We start from the raw sequence: 14,045 nt of genomic DNA on the forward strand, positions 1-14,045 counted from the left end.
TTAACGGAGGTTAAGCGTGCTTCGCTTGTAAGGCGAAAAACCTGCTAATGCGCCGGCTCGAGGTGACGCTGCTTGTGTTTGGCCAACATCTCCTTGAGATACTTGCCGGTCCAGCTCTTGCTGTTTTTCGCCACGTCTTCCGGCGTACCGAAGGCCACGATCTCACCGCCGCCATCGCCGCCTTCCGGACCGAAATCGAGCAGCCAGTCGGCGGTCTTGATGACGTCGAGATTGTGCTCGATGACCACGACCGTGTTGCCGTGATCGGTCAGTTCATGCAGCACTTCCAGCAGTTTGCGCGTATCCTCGAAGTGCAGGCCGGTGGTCGGCTCATCGAGAATATACAGCGTCTTGCCGGTGGCGCGCTTGGAAAGCTCTTTCGATAATTTGACGCGCTGGGCCTCGCCGCCGGACAGCGTGGTCGCCTGCTGGCCGATCTTGATATAGCCAAGCCCAACGCGCTTGAGGGTTTCCAGCTTGTCGCGGATGGTGGGCACGGCCTTAAAGACCTCGGCGCCTTCCTCGACCGTCATGTCCAGCACGTCGGCGATGGAGTGGCCCTTGAACGAAATATCGAGGGTTTCGCGGTTGTAGCGCTTGCCCTTGCAGACATCACAGGTGACGTAGACATCGGGCAGGAAGTGCATTTCGATCTTGATCAGGCCATCGCCCGAACAGGCTTCGCAGCGCCCGCCCTTGACGTTGAAGGAGAAGCGGCCCGGGCCATAGCCGCGCGCCTTCGATTCCGGCAGACCGCAATACCAGTCCCGGATAGGACCGAACGCACCGGTATAGGTGGCCGGGTTGGATCGCGGGGTGCGGCCGATGGGCGACTGGTCGATCTCAACGATCTTGTCGAAAAACTCCAGTCCTTCAATCTTGTCATGTGGGGCCGGGTGGGCAGAGGCATTGTTGAGCCGGCGGGCGGCGGCCTTGTAGAGCGTTTCCAGCGTGAAGGTCGACTTGCCGCCACCTGAGACACCGGTGATGCAGGTCATCACGCCGACCGGGATTTCGCCGGTGACGTTTTTCAGGTTGTTGCCGCGGGCGCCGATTACCTTCAGCATCTTCTTCTTGTTGATTGGCCGGCGCTGATCATTATGACCTTCGCCATAGAAAAGCGGGATTTCCTTCTTGCCGGTCAGGTATTGGCCGGTGAGGGAGTTCGGATTGGCCTTGATCTCTTCGGGCAGGCCCTGCGCGATGATCTGGCCGCCATGCACGCCGGCGGCGGGGCCCATGTCGATGACATAATCGGCTTGCAGGATCGCGTCTTCGTCGTGCTCGACCACCAGCACCGAATTGCCGAGATCGCGAAGGCCCTTGAGGCTGACGAGCAGGCGGTCATTGTCGCGCTGGTGCAGGCCGATGGACGGTTCGTCAAGCACATAGAGCACGCCGGTCAGGCCGGAGCCGATCTGCGAGGCCAGGCGGATGCGCTGGCTTTCGCCGCCGGACAGAGTGCCGGAATTGCGCGACAGGTTGAGATAATCCAGACCCACATCATTAAGAAAACGCAGCCGGTCTCTGATTTCTTTCAGAATTCTGCGGGCAATCTCCTGTGATTGCGGCGTCAGCTTGTCTTCGACGGTGGAGAACCATTCGTGCGCCTTGCGGATCGACAAGCCTGAAATTTGCGAAATGTTTTTGGCGTCGATCTTGACGGCCAGGGCTTCCGGCTTGAGGCGTGCGCCACCGCAGGCCTCGCATGGTGTTTCCGACTGATAACGCGCCAGATCTTCGCGCACCCATGACGAATCGGTTTCACGCCAGCGCCGGTCCATATTGGGAATGACGCCTTCAAAGACCTTGGTGACGTCGTAACGTCGGTTGCCGTCTTCGTATGTGAACTTGATCTTCTGGCTGCCTGAGCCTTGCAGGATGACGGTCTGCACTTCTTCGCTCAGCTTGTTCCACGGCGTGTCCATCTTGAAGCCGTAGTGCAGGCTGAGCGCCTGCAGGGTCTGGGCATAGAGCGGCGACGGGCCTTTCGACCACGGAGCTATGGCGCCGCCGGTCAGGGAGAGCTTCGGATCGGCGACGATCATCTCCTTGTCGAAGGCGAGCTTGACGCCCAAGCCATCGCAGGTCGGGCAGGCGCCGTAGGGGTTGTTGAAGGAGAACAGGCGCGGCTCGATCTCGGTGATGGTAAAGCCGGAGACCGGACAGGCGAATTTTTCCGAGAAGATGATGCGCTTCGGTTCGGTTTCGCCGTCTTCCATATCGGCATATTCAGAGATCGCCAGGCCATCCGCCAGTTTCAGCGCGGTTTCCAGCGAGTCGGCGAGACGCGCCATTATGCCGGATTTGACGATGACGCGGTCGATAACGACGTCGATGTCATGCTTGAACTTTTTATCTAATTTTGGTGCATCTTCAATTGGATAGTATTCGCCGTTAATCTTAAGTCTCTGGAATCCCTGACGCTGAAGGTCGGCGATTTCCTTCTTGTACTCGCCCTTACGACCGCGCACGAATGGCGCCAGAAGCAGCAGGCGCGTACCTTCCGGCAGGGCCATGATCTTGTCGACCATCTGCGAAATGGTCTGGCTCTCGATCGGCAAACCGGTGGCAGGCGAATAGGGGATACCGACGCGCGCCCACAACAAGCGCATATAGTCATGGATTTCGGTGACGGTGCCGACGGTCGAGCGCGGGTTCTTCGAGGTCGTTTTTTGTTCTATCGAAATGGCCGGCGACAGCCCTTCGATCAGGTCGACATCTGGCTTCGACATGAGTTCGAGGAACTGACGGGCATAGGCCGACAGCGATTCGACGTACCGTCTCTGGCCTTCAGCGTAGATGGTATCAAACGCAAGGGAAGATTTGCCTGAACCGGAAAGGCCGGTGAGCACCACCAGTTGACCACGGGGGATATCAACGTCCACGCCCTTGAGGTTATGCTCTCTGGCGCCGCGAACCTTGATGAAATCCTGATCGAAGTGCTTCGCCATACGCGCATATCCCGAAATTTGAACAAGAGGACTATATAGAAGTTTTGCCGTGATTTGCCAGAGGGCTTCAAGAACATTTTAGCAACATTAGGGTTTTGCGCCGCAATACATATCGGTTCTTTAGCTATGGTGACTAACTGTCAGGATGTGTCAGCAGATGTTTTTGACGCGTCATCAACCTTAAGAACACAGTAAGGCCTGATTTATTGATCAGGGTCAGGATGAAGGGGGCTGTTATATGCCGGTCATCGTTAAACGTTTAAGGCATCGTATAAGCGACAGCGTCGAGTTGTCGCTGGCGATATTGACAGCCCGCACCAGTCGGCGCACCCGTCTGACGGGCGCCGTGGTCTTGGCACTTGGTCTTCATGCTCTTTTGTTATGGGCCTTGCTCAGTTCGCGTCTCGGTGTCTGGGACACTGATCTGGCCATTATCGATGATGCGCCTGTACTGATCGAGCTTTGGAATGTGCCGCCCCTGCCGGAGCCCGAACCCGTTCCGGTTATCGAGCCGGTCGTGACACCGCACGAGGCCGAGCCGCAGGATACGCCGCAGCAGGTCGATGAAACGCCGCAAAAGTCAGAGCCGGCGCCGGCTGTCGTCGCGCCACAGCCGGTGGTTCAGCCCCAGGTCGTCAAGCCGATCACCATCCAGATACCCAACGACAAGCCGCTCGACATGACCGCACCGAAAACGGTGGCGGATGTGCCGGCCCGTCCGAACATCGGGGCCACGGTGAAAAAGAAAACGCAGGAGGAGATCGAGGCGGCCAAAAAGGACACGGCGACTCAATTGACCGATCTCAATCTGCACGCCGTGGATTCCGTCAATATACCGGCCTTGCAGAAGGTTCAGCCTTCGGGGTTGGCCCCGACAGGCCAGGCGGCGGCATCCGAGGGGGGGCGCATCGGGACCGTGCAATTGCCGCTGGGCGGTATAGACGGCACGGGCCTCAAGGGGGGGCGTGGTCAGGTGACGCAATCCCTGCAAAACCATGACTGGTGCGTCGCCACGCAAAAGGCCGGCAAGCCAATACCTGCTGATTGCCAGATGACGGATCTCGCCAGCCAGCGTGCGCTGGGACCCAAGCCTGATAAAGATTTCCAGGCGGCCGTGGCGAAGAAAAATTACAAGAGTAAGCCTGAAAACTCGGATTACTGGGACAGAGTGGTTAAGATGCCGAGCAACAAGGGCCCTAGGGATGATGGCTTAAAGAAGGGGGCCTATTCAGATCCGAAGGCGCAGCGCATGATGAACGGTATTGATCCCGATCCAAAAAGCGCGATCGGGCCAAAGTGAGGCTATTTCACCAGCAATACGCTAACCGTCTTGGCGCCCGTTGCCGTCGTGCCTGTTGAGAGCGGATTGAGCGACCAGGTCGTATTGTTCAGGATCAGACGCCACACGACCATGGTCAGGGAATCGCTGGCCACGCCGGATGCCGCATTCCAGGTTACGGTGCGAGAGGGCAGCCAGATGACGCCGGTCAGCTTGTTGGCGACCGAGTTGTTGAAGATGAAGTCTGACTTGGACAGCCCGGCGGCTTCATAAAACAGCAGATCCTTGTAGGTGCCTGAAGTTGGCGCTGAAAGGGTAGCCGAGATGCCGCTGTTGAACTGGATCTTTGAGGTATCGGCGAAATAGAAGGTGACGCCATTGCCGGTCCAGGTGCCGCCGTTGACGTTCCAGCCGCCATTCTTGATAATATAGACGCCTGGGGCGAAATTGACCTTGGCCGAACCATTGTTGAAATTGAACCAGCCGCAATAAACGCCGGGCGTCAGATTGACGGTGGAATCGTTGTAGTTGCCGTTGGAGAAGTTGCAGGTGCTGGACGCCGGCGTCGGCATTTTGCCGGCATAAGGATCAGCCTGATTGGTGCAGTTTAGCGACAGATTGGCGACGGTTGTGGAATTCTGCGTGACCTGACTGCCTTCCATGCAGACTTTTTTGAAAGTGAGGCTGCTTCCTGAATTGAACATGCCGGCAGGTTTACCTAAGGTCTTGACGTCGATCTCGCAATTTGGCGCCGATATCCTGGCGCCACTGTTGACCAGCAGGGCCTGACTGCCGGTGGGATCGAGCACATAGATGCAGGGCGTGGCGGTTTTGGTTTCGGTGACCACGGCCTTAGCTGTCGAACTGGCCGTGACGGGTATGCTTTGCAAGCCGACCAGTTGCAGCACATAGTTCTTACTGTTGAGTTTGGCCGTGCCATTCAGGCTCGTCGTCACGATATTCGTGGAGGAGGTCGAGGATGAACTGGCCGAGCTGGAGTATCCCTGACTGGCCTGAGCAGCATTGGAAGCATCAATATTGTGCGTAAAGGTAGTGCTGGCCACAACTTTCATTTGTCCAGCCGGCACCTGAACGCCTGCTAAAACAGCCGAATCAACAGCATCCTGAAGATCATGACGCGCTGAAGAGGCGCGGTGAAGGTCGAGCGCGCCCCCGATAGCCGTCACGATGAAGACAAAGGAAAGGCCAAAGGTCAGAGAGACATTGCCTTTGAGGTTTTTCAGAAAACCTGAAAAGAAGCCCCGAGCTCGGTCTGAGGTGGTTTCCGGATCCACAATAAAGCCCCCACATGCTTTGAACGTGGGGTAATTTAATGCATTATGATCGTAAAGCGCGGCTTAAAAGATTTGGTAAATGCCAAAGAGCGCGGTCTTGTCAGGCATTTTTGCCGAAGTTAAACGATTGCGGGCCGGTCACCACCCTGCGGCCGCGAGCGCCATAGGGCGAGTTTTGCGTGCGGCGGGCGCTCAGATCTTCGGCTACGGCGCTGATAATGCCCTCGGTCACTGTCTTGGCGGCGGTCACCGCCAGTTCATAGCGATGCAGGCGTTCCTGGAACAGTTCGGTGGCCTCGCGCAGCGCCTTCTTTTCATTGGCGGTCAGACCATTCAGCAGGCTTGGGTCTGACTTGATCCGCATCAATTCGTGACGATAGAGGTTCGACAGGTTGCGCGTTTCCTCGATACCTTCGTAGATATCCTGAGGGCGGTGCGCTTCAAGACAGGCGGTTTCACCCACCAGGCGTTCGCCGAGACGGATGGTCAGGGCGATCAGTTGCGTGGCGCGATCAGAAGGGCTGGCGGCGGAAAGGGCCATCAGGCGGACACTCCCATTTTTTGGCCCATTTCCTGGGTTTTGAGCAGTTGCTTCTGCATCATGTCGGATATGCCGACGCCGCCGCGCAGCGCCATTTCCTTGGCGATGGCGCCGATATAAAAGGATTTCATCGCTTCCTCGCCTTCGCCGCCACCGAATGGGCCGTCAGATTTCAGACCTTCGAACATTGGCGTCAGCAAATTGGTCAGGCACATGGTCTCGAAGTCGAGGCCTAGCTTGGCGTTATTTTTCGTGCCTGTGGACGCCATGGCGCTGCTGATGCGGCTCTGCTGGGCCGATTGCGTCTGGGTCTGGGCGGCTTGTAAAGTGAGGAGAGCGGAACTGTCCATTACATGACCTCAATATCGGCTTGCAGGGCACCGGATGCCTTGATCGATTGCAGGATGGCGATCATGTCGCGAGGTGTGACCCCCAGGGCATTCAGGCCTGCGACCAGATCGGCAAGCGATGATCCGCCGCCGAGCTGGAGCAGTTGTTTGCCCTTTTCCTCATCGATGCTGACATTGCTGTTGGGGATGGCCGCAGTCTGGCCCTGGCTGAACGGCGCCGGTTGACTGATATCAGGACGCTCGTCGACGCGGATGGTCAGGTTGCCCTGAGCGATGGCGACGCGCGAGATGCGGACGTTCTCGCCCATGACGATAACGCCGTTGACTTCATCAATGATTACCTTGGCAGGGGTATCGACCTCGACGTTCATCGGCTCGACCATGGTGATGAAGTCCATCATCGAGGTGCCAGCGGGCGGCTTGATGGCGACGATAGAAGGATTCTGGGCGATGGCCGTGCCGGGATATCGCGATATGATGGTGTCGGCGATGCGCTTGGCGGTGGCGAAATCGGGATTGTGCAAGGTCAGGCGCAGGAAGGGCATGGAGTTGAAGTCGAAGGCGGTTTCGCGCTCAATTGTGCCACCGGAAGCGATGCGCCCGGCGGTGGGCACGCCCTTGGTGACCGAAGAGCCTGACGCTCCGCCGGCCGAGACCGAACCGGTCTGGACGGTGCCTTGCGCTACGGCGTAGGCTTCGCCATCGGCGCCGAGCAGAGGGGTGACCAGCAGGGTGCCGCCAAGCAGGCTCTTGGCGTCGCCCATGGCCGATACGGTAACGTCAATGCGTGAGCCGGCGGCGCCAAACGGCGTCAGTTCGGCGGTGACCATGACGGCGGCGGCGTTCTTGGTGTTAAGGCTGGCGTCACGGACATTGACGCCCATCCGCTCCATCATGCTTTCCATGGATTGCTTCAGCATGGGCGAGTTGCGGACCGTATCGCCGGTACCGCTTAAGCCCACAACGATGCCATAGCCGACGAGCTGGTTGGTGCGGACACCCTCGACATCGACGATGTCCTTGATGCGGGAGCCGGCCTCGGCATGGCCGCACAGCATCGCGGCGGCGAGGGCCGTGGCGCAAAAAGCAGCTTTCAAATTCCTGATCAGCATAAAATTACCCGTTAACCATAACTGCCGGATAGGTCTGCGAATAACGTGCCACCCTCAGTGGATTAAATTCGCCTTGAGAGTCAGTCACTTGTTAGGAGCGTTTTGCGAACGTGAAGCGAGGCGGAAAATTATGCCGGGGCGTTAAGGCTTCGCTTACCCGTAGGCGGCAATAATGACCGTGTCGTTACAACTGGCAAAAGCCGGTTTCCGCTATCGGTCATTCTGATCGGCGCGGATGAAGAGAAGCTAGACGGCATTTCTTACAAAATGCATAAGGGTGAGGGGCATTTCGTCCCCGTAGGTCTATCATGACGTTCAGAATTAATCCGACGACCGGCGCTTCCGTCGCCGCACCTGCCAGCGGCGCCAAAAAGGCCGGTTCTGGCTTCTCGCTTTCCGGCAGCACGGGCGCGCAGAAATCTGCCGCGACGGCACAAACCTCTGCTACCTTCGGCATGATGGGCATGGATGCACTTCTGGCGCTCCAGGGCGAGGAGGACGTGCTGACCGGCCGCCGACGCCGCCAGATGAAGCGTTCGCATGATATCCTCGATGCGCTCGATGATATCAGAATCAGTGTACTTTCAGGAGATCTCGATGACGAAGCCTTGCTGCGCTTGCAGTCACGCATCGCCGAGCACCGTGAGGACATCGAAGATGACAGGCTGCAAGGCGTGCTCAATGAGATCGAAACCCGCGCCTGCGTCGAGCTGGCCAAGCGCCGTTTGATGTAACGCTGCACCGCTTCCAGCGATTTACGAACCATTCACTTAAAACCGCTTCACAGGTTCATATTCCCGCATTATAAGCCCGCCATCGCACAGTCGCGCCCGGCGGGGATGAGCGACTGTCGACTGGTATCGTTTTTGCTGTCTAGGGTTTTTATGTCCAGCTGTGTTCAGCGTCAGGACATATTGACCAGCGTCGTTCATCAGGGGTGTAATCTTATGTCTGCCATCCAAGTAACAGAGCCCTATCGCCCGACCGATGGCGAAGAGTATATGAATTCCCGCCAACTCGCCTATTTCCGCGGCAAGCTGAACGCCTGGAAAGAAGAAATTCTGAAAGGCGCCAAGGAAACCGTCAACATCATGCAGAAAGAGACGGAAAACCATCCGGATCTGGTCGATCGCGCCTCGTCGGAATCCGACCGCGCCCTCGAACTGCGCACGCGCGATCGTCAGCGCAAGCTGATCAGCAAGATCGACGAGGCCATTTCGCGCATTGACGATGGTTCCTACGGCTTCTGCGAAGAGACCGGTGAACCGATCGGCCTCGGCCGTCTTGAGGCGCGCCCGACGGCGACACTCTCCATCGAAGCTCAGGAACGCCACGAACGTTCCGAGCGCGTCCACCGGGATGACTGAGCCAGAAAATGGAAAATGAAAAGCGCCGGTGTGATCCGGCGCTTTTTTCATGTGCCGTAGAGGACCGTCAGCGGCTGAACATAGGCACTGATATCCGGCGCTGGTCGACCGATCAGGTAGCCTTGGGCTTCACCGCAATTGAGCGCTTTCAGGGCTTGCATCTGCGCCTCGGTCTCAACACCTTCAGCGGTTATCAGCACGCCGAGCGACTGCGCCATATCGGTGATGGCGCGAACAATCGACAGAGCGTTTTTGTCGTGCGGCAGGTCGCGCACGAAGGACTGATCAATCTTGATTTTGTCGAACGGGAAGGTGCGCAGGTAGCTTAAGGATGAGTAGCCGGTGCCGAAGTCATCCATGGCGATGCGAACGCCCATGGCCCGGATGGCGTTCAGGATGGCGAGATTGTGCGTCTCGTCTTCCAAAATGACGCTTTCGGTGATTTCGAGTTCCAGGCGCTTAGGCGACAGGCCGGAGACCTTAAGCGCCTTTTTAACCAGGCTAACCAATGACTTGTGCCGGAATTGCAGGGGGGAGATATTGACAGCTACGCGCCAGGATTCCGGCCATAAAGCGGCGGTGCGGGTAGCTTGATTGAGGACCCATTCACCCAGTTGCCCGATCAGGCCGCAGTCTTCGGCCACCGGGATAAATTCGGCTGGCGATACCATGCCACGAACCGGATGGTGCCAGCGCAACAGCGCCTCGAACGAGACGATGCGGTTGGAGTCGAGATTGAGCAGGGGTTGGTAAAAGAGCTGGAACTCGTTATCAGCCAGGGCTTGCTTGAGGTCATGTTCCATCTCGATGCGGCTTTGCAACTGTGCATCCATTTCCGGACGATAGAAGCGCCAGCCGTTGCGGCCTTCCGCCTTGACGCGATACATGGCCAGATCGGCGCGCGACAACAGATTGTTGGCGTCCATGCCATCCGTCGGCGCCATGGCAATGCCGATGCTCGCCCCCACTTCGAGCGCCGTATCATTGATCACGATCGGCAGTTTCATCGCCTCGACGATGCGAGCCGCCAGATGCTGGGCATCCTGGGGCACGTCAATATCCTGGATGATAGCGAATTCATCGCCGCCCATGCGTGCGATGACATCGCCTTTGCGTACGCAGCCGCGCAGCCGCTCGGCGACCTCGGTCAGCAACTGGTCACCTGTGAGGTGGCCGTAGGAATCGTTGACCGCTTTGAAGCGATCGAGATCGAGGCAGAGCAGGGCGACCTTGCGATCAAGCCGCTGCACACGGCTAAGGGCTGCGTCCATTTCGCGGCTGAAGAGAGCGCGATTGGCCAGGCCGGTCAGAGGGTCGTAATGCGCCAGATGAGCGATGCGCGCCTCGGCCTGTTTCTGTTCGGTCAGGTCGATGCCGAGCGTCAGGATGGAGTCCGCTTCGCCAGAGAGCGTGCGCAGGACGGTCTTCTTGAACTGAATAATGCGCTGGCGGCCATGGGCGTCGGTGATATGCTCTTCCTTGAGAACAATGGCTTCCTGGCTGTTGAGCGCCATCTGGTCATAGGTGTTGTAAAGCGCGGCGCGTTCGGCGGCCATGATATCCGCGCTTGTCTGGCCCATAACGGCCTCATGCGTGACGCCGAGCATTTTTTCGCCAGCGCTGTTAAGCAGGACGATCTTTTGGTCAGAGGCGTTTTTGACCAGCACCATAGCTGGGATATTTTGAATGACCATGTTGAGGAAGGTCTGGTGGCGCTGGGATTCACCACTCAGCCTGATCAGGTCGTTGGTCATTTCCTGTTGGCGCCCCAGTGATTGCTGGAGATCGCCGCTGATGGCCCTGAGTACGGAAAGCGAGGTGCCGACGCCGGCATAACGGCCATCCGAGGTGGCGATAAAGCCGCGCATCAGTTCAGACGGGCGTTCCGTCAAGGTCTTGCTGGTGAAATCGCGCAGGGGCGTGGTGACATCAACCAGCAGCGGTCTCTTGTCCATCACCGAAGTAACGGGCTTGTTGCCATAGAGGGCGCGGCCATATTCTGAAGCCATGGTCAGGTTGAAGGCGTGGCGTTCGATCAAACCGAGCACCTGGCCATCAGCATCGACCACAGCCACCACCATCAGGTCATGATCGTCACGGAAGGCTTCATAGAGGGTGGAGTTATTGCAATGAACGGCCACCGGGTCGATCCGGTCGGTGATATCGGAAATGCACAACGACGTCTGCATAGACTTAAGCCTGATTTCTTCACTAAAGACGCAACGGACGCGATTTTGGCGTCTTGTGGTCAGTTCTAAAGGTAAGTGCTTAATTGTCGCTTGATGTCACAAAAGATTATTATTCTTATCCGGATCGTTAAAGGGTTTTTCTAGGGAGCTAAGTCAAGAGTTGGGTGGTATTCACATCCGGACCCTGGCGCCTTTTCCATTCCGCCCCTTCCCAAAGCGGATCGGGCGGCGTATGGGAGGGGCTTGAATTTCAGGCTTTTATCAGAGACCGTATCTATGACCGTCAAGGTTCGCTTCGCTCCTTCGCCCACCGGCCGCATCCACGCCGGCAATGTTCGCGCCGCGCTCGTTAACTGGCTGTTCGCACAGAAGAAACAGGGCGTCTTCGTCCTGCGTATCGACGATACCGATCTGGAACGCTCGACCAAGGAAAACGAAGACCTGATCGAGACCGACCTGGCCTGGCTCGGTTTGGTCTGGGGTGAGCGCTACAATCAATCGAAGCGCTTCGACATCTATCAAAAATGCGCTGACCAGCTAAAAGCCGATGGCCGTCTTTATCCGTGCTACGAAACCGCTGACGAACTGGATCGTCGCCGTAAGGTGCAGTTGTCGCGCGGCCTGCCGCCGATTTATGACCGCGCTGCGCTCACCCTGACCGCTGAAGAGATCGCCGCCTTTGAAGCTGAAGGCCGTAAGCCGCACTGGCGCTTCAAGCTGGAAGGCAAGCGCGTCGCCTGGGAAGACCTGGTGCGCGGGCATTGCGAAGTCGACACCACCTCGATGTCCGACCCTGTGCTGATCCGCGAAGACGGCGCCTTCCTCTATACTCTGCCGTCGGTGGTGGATGATATCGACATGAAGATCAGCCATGTCATTCGCGGCGAGGATCACGTCGCCAATACCGGCACGCAGATCGAGATTTTCGAAGCGCTTTCCGCCTTCTTCGGTAACGCGCCGCTGCCTATTTTCGCCCACATGCCGCTGCTGGTCGGCGCTGACGGTGAGGGACTTTCCAAGCGCCTCGGTTCCATGTCGATTTCGCAGATGCGCGAAGATGGCATCGAGCCTCTGGCCATCACCTCGCACCTCGCCAAGATCGGCACCTCCGATGCATTGGAAGCCGCGCCGTCTCTGGCCGCGCTGGCCAAAGGTCAGGACTTCGGCAAGATGGGGCGAGCGCCGGCACGTTATGATTTTGATGACCTGATGCGCCTCAATGCCGGCGTGCTGCAGGCCATGAGCTATACCGAGGCCAAGCCGCGGCTCAAAGCCCTGAACGCCGATCTCGGAGAACTCTTCTGGGACACCATCCGCATGAACCTGCACAAGTTCAACGAGGTGACCGAGTGGGCCCAGATCGTCGGTGGTGACATCACGCCGAAGATCGAGGACGCTGCCTTTGCCGCCAAGGCGCTGGAACTTCTGCCGGCCGATTATGGCCGCGAGAGCTGGTCCGCCTGGTCGGGCGCCATCAAGGAAGCCACCGGCGCCAAGGGCAAGGCCCTGTTCATGCCGTTGCGCCAGGCCCTGACAGGTATGGACCACGGTCCGGATATGGGGGCGCTGAGCTTCCTGATCGGCCGTGACAAGATCGCGCAACGCTTGAAGGGCTAGATCACGGCGCCGAACAGTTTGCCAATGCCGGCAGTAACGCCCAGAGCGATTGCGCCCCAGAAGGTAACGCGGAAAACAGCCTTCCCCATGTTTGATCCGCCGGCCACAGCGCCCAGAGCGCCCAAAAGGCCGAGAAAGAGAATGGCGCATGTCGCGACGATCCATACGATGAGCGGGCGCGGGCTAACCCACATGGCCAGAAGCGGCAGGATGGCGCCCGAGGCGAAGGTGATGGCCGAGGTCAGGGCCGCCTGAATGGGCTTGGCCTCGGTGTGTTCGGAGAAGCCTAGTTCGTCGCGGGCATGGGCTTTCAGGGCGTCGGTCTTCATCAACTGCTCGGCCACCTGACGGGCGAGCGGCGCTTCGAGACCCCGGCCAACATAGATCTGCGTCAGTTCCTCGATCTCGGCTTCCGGAAAGTCTTGCAATTCCTGAGTTTCGCGGGCGATATCGGCAGCTTCGGTATCGGCCTGCGAACTGACGGAGACATATTCGCCCGCCGCCATCGACAGTGAGCCCGCCACAAGAGCCGCTACGCCTGTCAACAGGATCGCGCTCTTGTCCGCGGGGCTAGCGGCGATCCCGACAATCAGGCTGGCGGTCGAGATAATCCCGTCATTGGCGCCGAGCACTGCGGCTCTTAGCCAGCCGATGCGTGAGATATAGTGCCGCTCCGAAGCCTTGTGAGATCGTGTCATGTCAGAACTCTCCGCCGCGTATCGATATCCACCGTGTGCAGACCAGCGCGGGCTATGGCTGGCAATACCTCTTCGACCGTATCCACGCTGAAAAAGGTGTCGAGGAAAACAGCAGGGGTGAAGGCCTCCGCTTCGGTATGCCGGATCAGCGCAAAGAAAGGCTCCCAATAGTGATTGATATTGAGAAAGATGACCGGCTTCTTGTGCAGATCGAGCCGACGCCACGACATCAGTTCGATGACCTCTTCAAGCGTGCCGACGCCGCCGGGCATGACGACGAAAGCATCCGATTCCTCGAACATCATCATCTTGCGTTCGTGCATATTCGACACGATGCGCGTGTCCACTCCATCGACGATGGCTTCACGGTTCTGCAGGAATTTGGGCATGATACCCAGCACCTTGCCGCCTGAACTCGTGCACGCTGCGGGCGGTTTCGCCCATAAGCCCCACGCCGCCGCCGCCATAAACCAGGCGCATGGCGGCGCCTGCCAGAATTTGCCCCAGATCGTGGGCCGCCTGTTTATAGGCTGGGTCTTTGCCGAAGGCCGATCCGCAAAACACACAGACGGAACGGATTTCGTTTTTGGTCAGGGGCATGTTGGCTTCAATCTCGGTTAGGGAGCGCGACTCACTTTAATCT

12 protein-coding genes and 1 pseudogene are annotated in these 14,045 nt (G+C 58.2%); 4 read left to right on the forward strand and 9 right to left on the reverse strand.

The window, feature by feature from the left end:
* Positions 1 to 10 precede the first annotated feature (10 nt).
* A pseudogene (gene uvrA, locus ABQ278_RS08090) lies at positions 11 to 2,954 on the reverse strand (excinuclease ABC subunit UvrA).
* Positions 2,955 to 3,192: 238 nt separating this feature from the next.
* Between uvrA and ABQ278_RS08095 the strand changes: the two are divergent.
* Positions 3,193 to 4,254 (forward strand): hypothetical protein, encoded by a 1,062-nt coding sequence (locus ABQ278_RS08095; RefSeq protein ID WP_349322031.1) that lies wholly within the window; start codon positions 3,193 to 3,195, stop codon positions 4,252 to 4,254.
* Positions 4,255 to 4,256: 2 nt separating this feature from the next.
* Here the strand turns inward: ABQ278_RS08095 and ABQ278_RS08100 are convergent, their stop codons facing one another.
* The 4 genes from ABQ278_RS08100 to ABQ278_RS08115 form a co-directional block, all read right to left on the reverse strand.
* Complete coding sequence (locus tag ABQ278_RS08100) at positions 4,257 to 5,528, reverse strand: Tad domain-containing protein (RefSeq protein WP_349322032.1); 1,272 nt, start codon at positions 5,526 to 5,528, stop codon at positions 4,257 to 4,259.
* Between the two features lie 100 nt (positions 5,529 to 5,628).
* The gene (locus ABQ278_RS08105; protein ID WP_349322033.1) at positions 5,629 to 6,069 is read right to left on the reverse strand and encodes a flagellar basal-body protein FlbY; all 441 of its coding nucleotides are present in this window, start codon (positions 6,067 to 6,069) and stop codon (positions 5,629 to 5,631) included.
* Positions 6,069 to 6,419 carry a rod-binding protein gene (locus ABQ278_RS08110; protein WP_349322034.1) on the reverse strand — a complete coding sequence of 117 codons (351 nt, stop codon included), beginning with the start codon at positions 6,417 to 6,419 and terminating at the stop codon, positions 6,069 to 6,071. Before ABQ278_RS08110 ends, ABQ278_RS08105 begins: the two co-directional genes overlap by 1 nt.
* Positions 6,419 to 7,477: a flagellar basal body P-ring protein FlgI gene (locus ABQ278_RS08115; RefSeq protein WP_349322125.1), complete on the reverse strand. Its 1,059-nt coding sequence runs from the start codon at positions 7,475 to 7,477 to the stop codon at positions 6,419 to 6,421. The genes ABQ278_RS08110 and ABQ278_RS08115 overlap by 1 nt, the downstream gene beginning before the upstream one ends.
* A 362-nt stretch (positions 7,478 to 7,839) precedes the next feature.
* On the opposite strand from ABQ278_RS08115, the gene ABQ278_RS08120 reads away from it, so the two are divergent.
* Both ABQ278_RS08120 and dksA read left to right on the forward strand, forming a co-directional pair.
* Complete coding sequence (locus tag ABQ278_RS08120; protein WP_349322035.1) at positions 7,840 to 8,265, forward strand: flagellar assembly protein FliX; 426 nt, start codon at positions 7,840 to 7,842, stop codon at positions 8,263 to 8,265.
* A 213-nt stretch (positions 8,266 to 8,478) separates the two neighbouring features.
* Entirely contained in the window at positions 8,479 to 8,898 is a 420-nt protein-coding gene (gene dksA / locus ABQ278_RS08125) for an RNA polymerase-binding protein DksA (RefSeq protein ID WP_349322036.1), read from the forward strand.
* 47 nt (positions 8,899 to 8,945) lie between these two features.
* Here dksA and ABQ278_RS08130 read toward each other — a convergent pair whose 3' ends face one another.
* Positions 8,946 to 11,087: an EAL domain-containing protein gene (locus ABQ278_RS08130; protein ID WP_349322037.1), complete on the reverse strand. Its 2,142-nt coding sequence runs from the start codon at positions 11,085 to 11,087 to the stop codon at positions 8,946 to 8,948.
* Between the two features lie 276 nt (positions 11,088 to 11,363).
* Between ABQ278_RS08130 and gltX the strand changes: the two genes are divergently transcribed.
* Positions 11,364 to 12,704: a glutamate--tRNA ligase gene (gltX, locus tag ABQ278_RS08135; protein WP_349322038.1), complete on the forward strand. Its 1,341-nt coding sequence runs from the start codon at positions 11,364 to 11,366 to the stop codon at positions 12,702 to 12,704.
* Here gltX and ABQ278_RS08140 read toward each other — a convergent pair.
* From ABQ278_RS08140 to ABQ278_RS08150, 3 genes are read right to left on the reverse strand one after another with little or no spacing between them, the layout of a single operon-like run.
* Entirely contained in the window at positions 12,701 to 13,402 is a 702-nt protein-coding gene (locus ABQ278_RS08140; protein ID WP_349322039.1) for a VIT family protein, read from the reverse strand. The two genes, gltX and ABQ278_RS08140, sit on opposite strands and share 4 nt — an antisense overlap.
* On the reverse strand, positions 13,399 to 13,791 hold the full coding sequence (locus ABQ278_RS08145) for an LOG family protein (protein WP_349322040.1): 393 nt from the start codon (positions 13,789 to 13,791) through the stop codon (positions 13,399 to 13,401). Before ABQ278_RS08145 ends, ABQ278_RS08140 begins: the two co-directional genes overlap by 4 nt.
* Positions 13,766 to 14,002, reverse strand: a complete 237-nt coding sequence (locus ABQ278_RS08150; RefSeq protein WP_349322041.1) for a hypothetical protein — start codon at positions 14,000 to 14,002, stop codon at positions 13,766 to 13,768. Before ABQ278_RS08150 ends, ABQ278_RS08145 begins: the two co-directional genes overlap by 26 nt.
* Positions 14,003 to 14,045 lie beyond the last annotated feature (43 nt).

The organism is Asticcacaulis sp. MM231 (genome assembly GCF_964186625.1).
In the GTDB taxonomy this organism is placed as follows: domain Bacteria; phylum Pseudomonadota; class Alphaproteobacteria; order Caulobacterales; family Caulobacteraceae; genus Asticcacaulis.

Bases quoted from the DNA above. Each gene is read 5' to 3' on its own strand.
- ABQ278_RS08095 (WP_349322031.1), top strand. From the start codon at position 3,193: ATGCCGGTCATCGTTAAACGTTTAAGGCATCGTATAAGCGACAGCGTC.
- ABQ278_RS08105 (WP_349322033.1), bottom strand. From the start codon at position 6,069: ATGGCCCTTTCCGCCGCCAGCCCTTCTGATCGCGCCACGCAACTGATC.
- ABQ278_RS08110 (WP_349322034.1), bottom strand. From the start codon at position 6,419: ATGGACAGTTCCGCTCTCCTCACTTTACAAGCCGCCCAGACCCAGACG.
- ABQ278_RS08115 (WP_349322125.1), bottom strand. From the start codon at position 7,477: ATGCTGTGCGGCCATGCCGAGGCCGGCTCCCGCATCAAGGACATCGTC.
- ABQ278_RS08120 (WP_349322035.1), top strand. From the start codon at position 7,840: ATGACGTTCAGAATTAATCCGACGACCGGCGCTTCCGTCGCCGCACCT.
- dksA (WP_349322036.1), top strand. From the start codon at position 8,479: ATGTCTGCCATCCAAGTAACAGAGCCCTATCGCCCGACCGATGGCGAA.
- ABQ278_RS08130 (WP_349322037.1), bottom strand. From the start codon at position 11,087: ATGCAGACGTCGTTGTGCATTTCCGATATCACCGACCGGATCGACCCG.
- gltX (WP_349322038.1), top strand. From the start codon at position 11,364: ATGACCGTCAAGGTTCGCTTCGCTCCTTCGCCCACCGGCCGCATCCAC.
- ABQ278_RS08140 (WP_349322039.1), bottom strand. From the start codon at position 13,402: ATGACACGATCTCACAAGGCTTCGGAGCGGCACTATATCTCACGCATC.
- ABQ278_RS08145 (WP_349322040.1), bottom strand. From the start codon at position 13,791: ATGCCCAAATTCCTGCAGAACCGTGAAGCCATCGTCGATGGAGTGGAC.
- ABQ278_RS08150 (WP_349322041.1), bottom strand. From the start codon at position 14,002: ATGCCCCTGACCAAAAACGAAATCCGTTCCGTCTGTGTGTTTTGCGGA.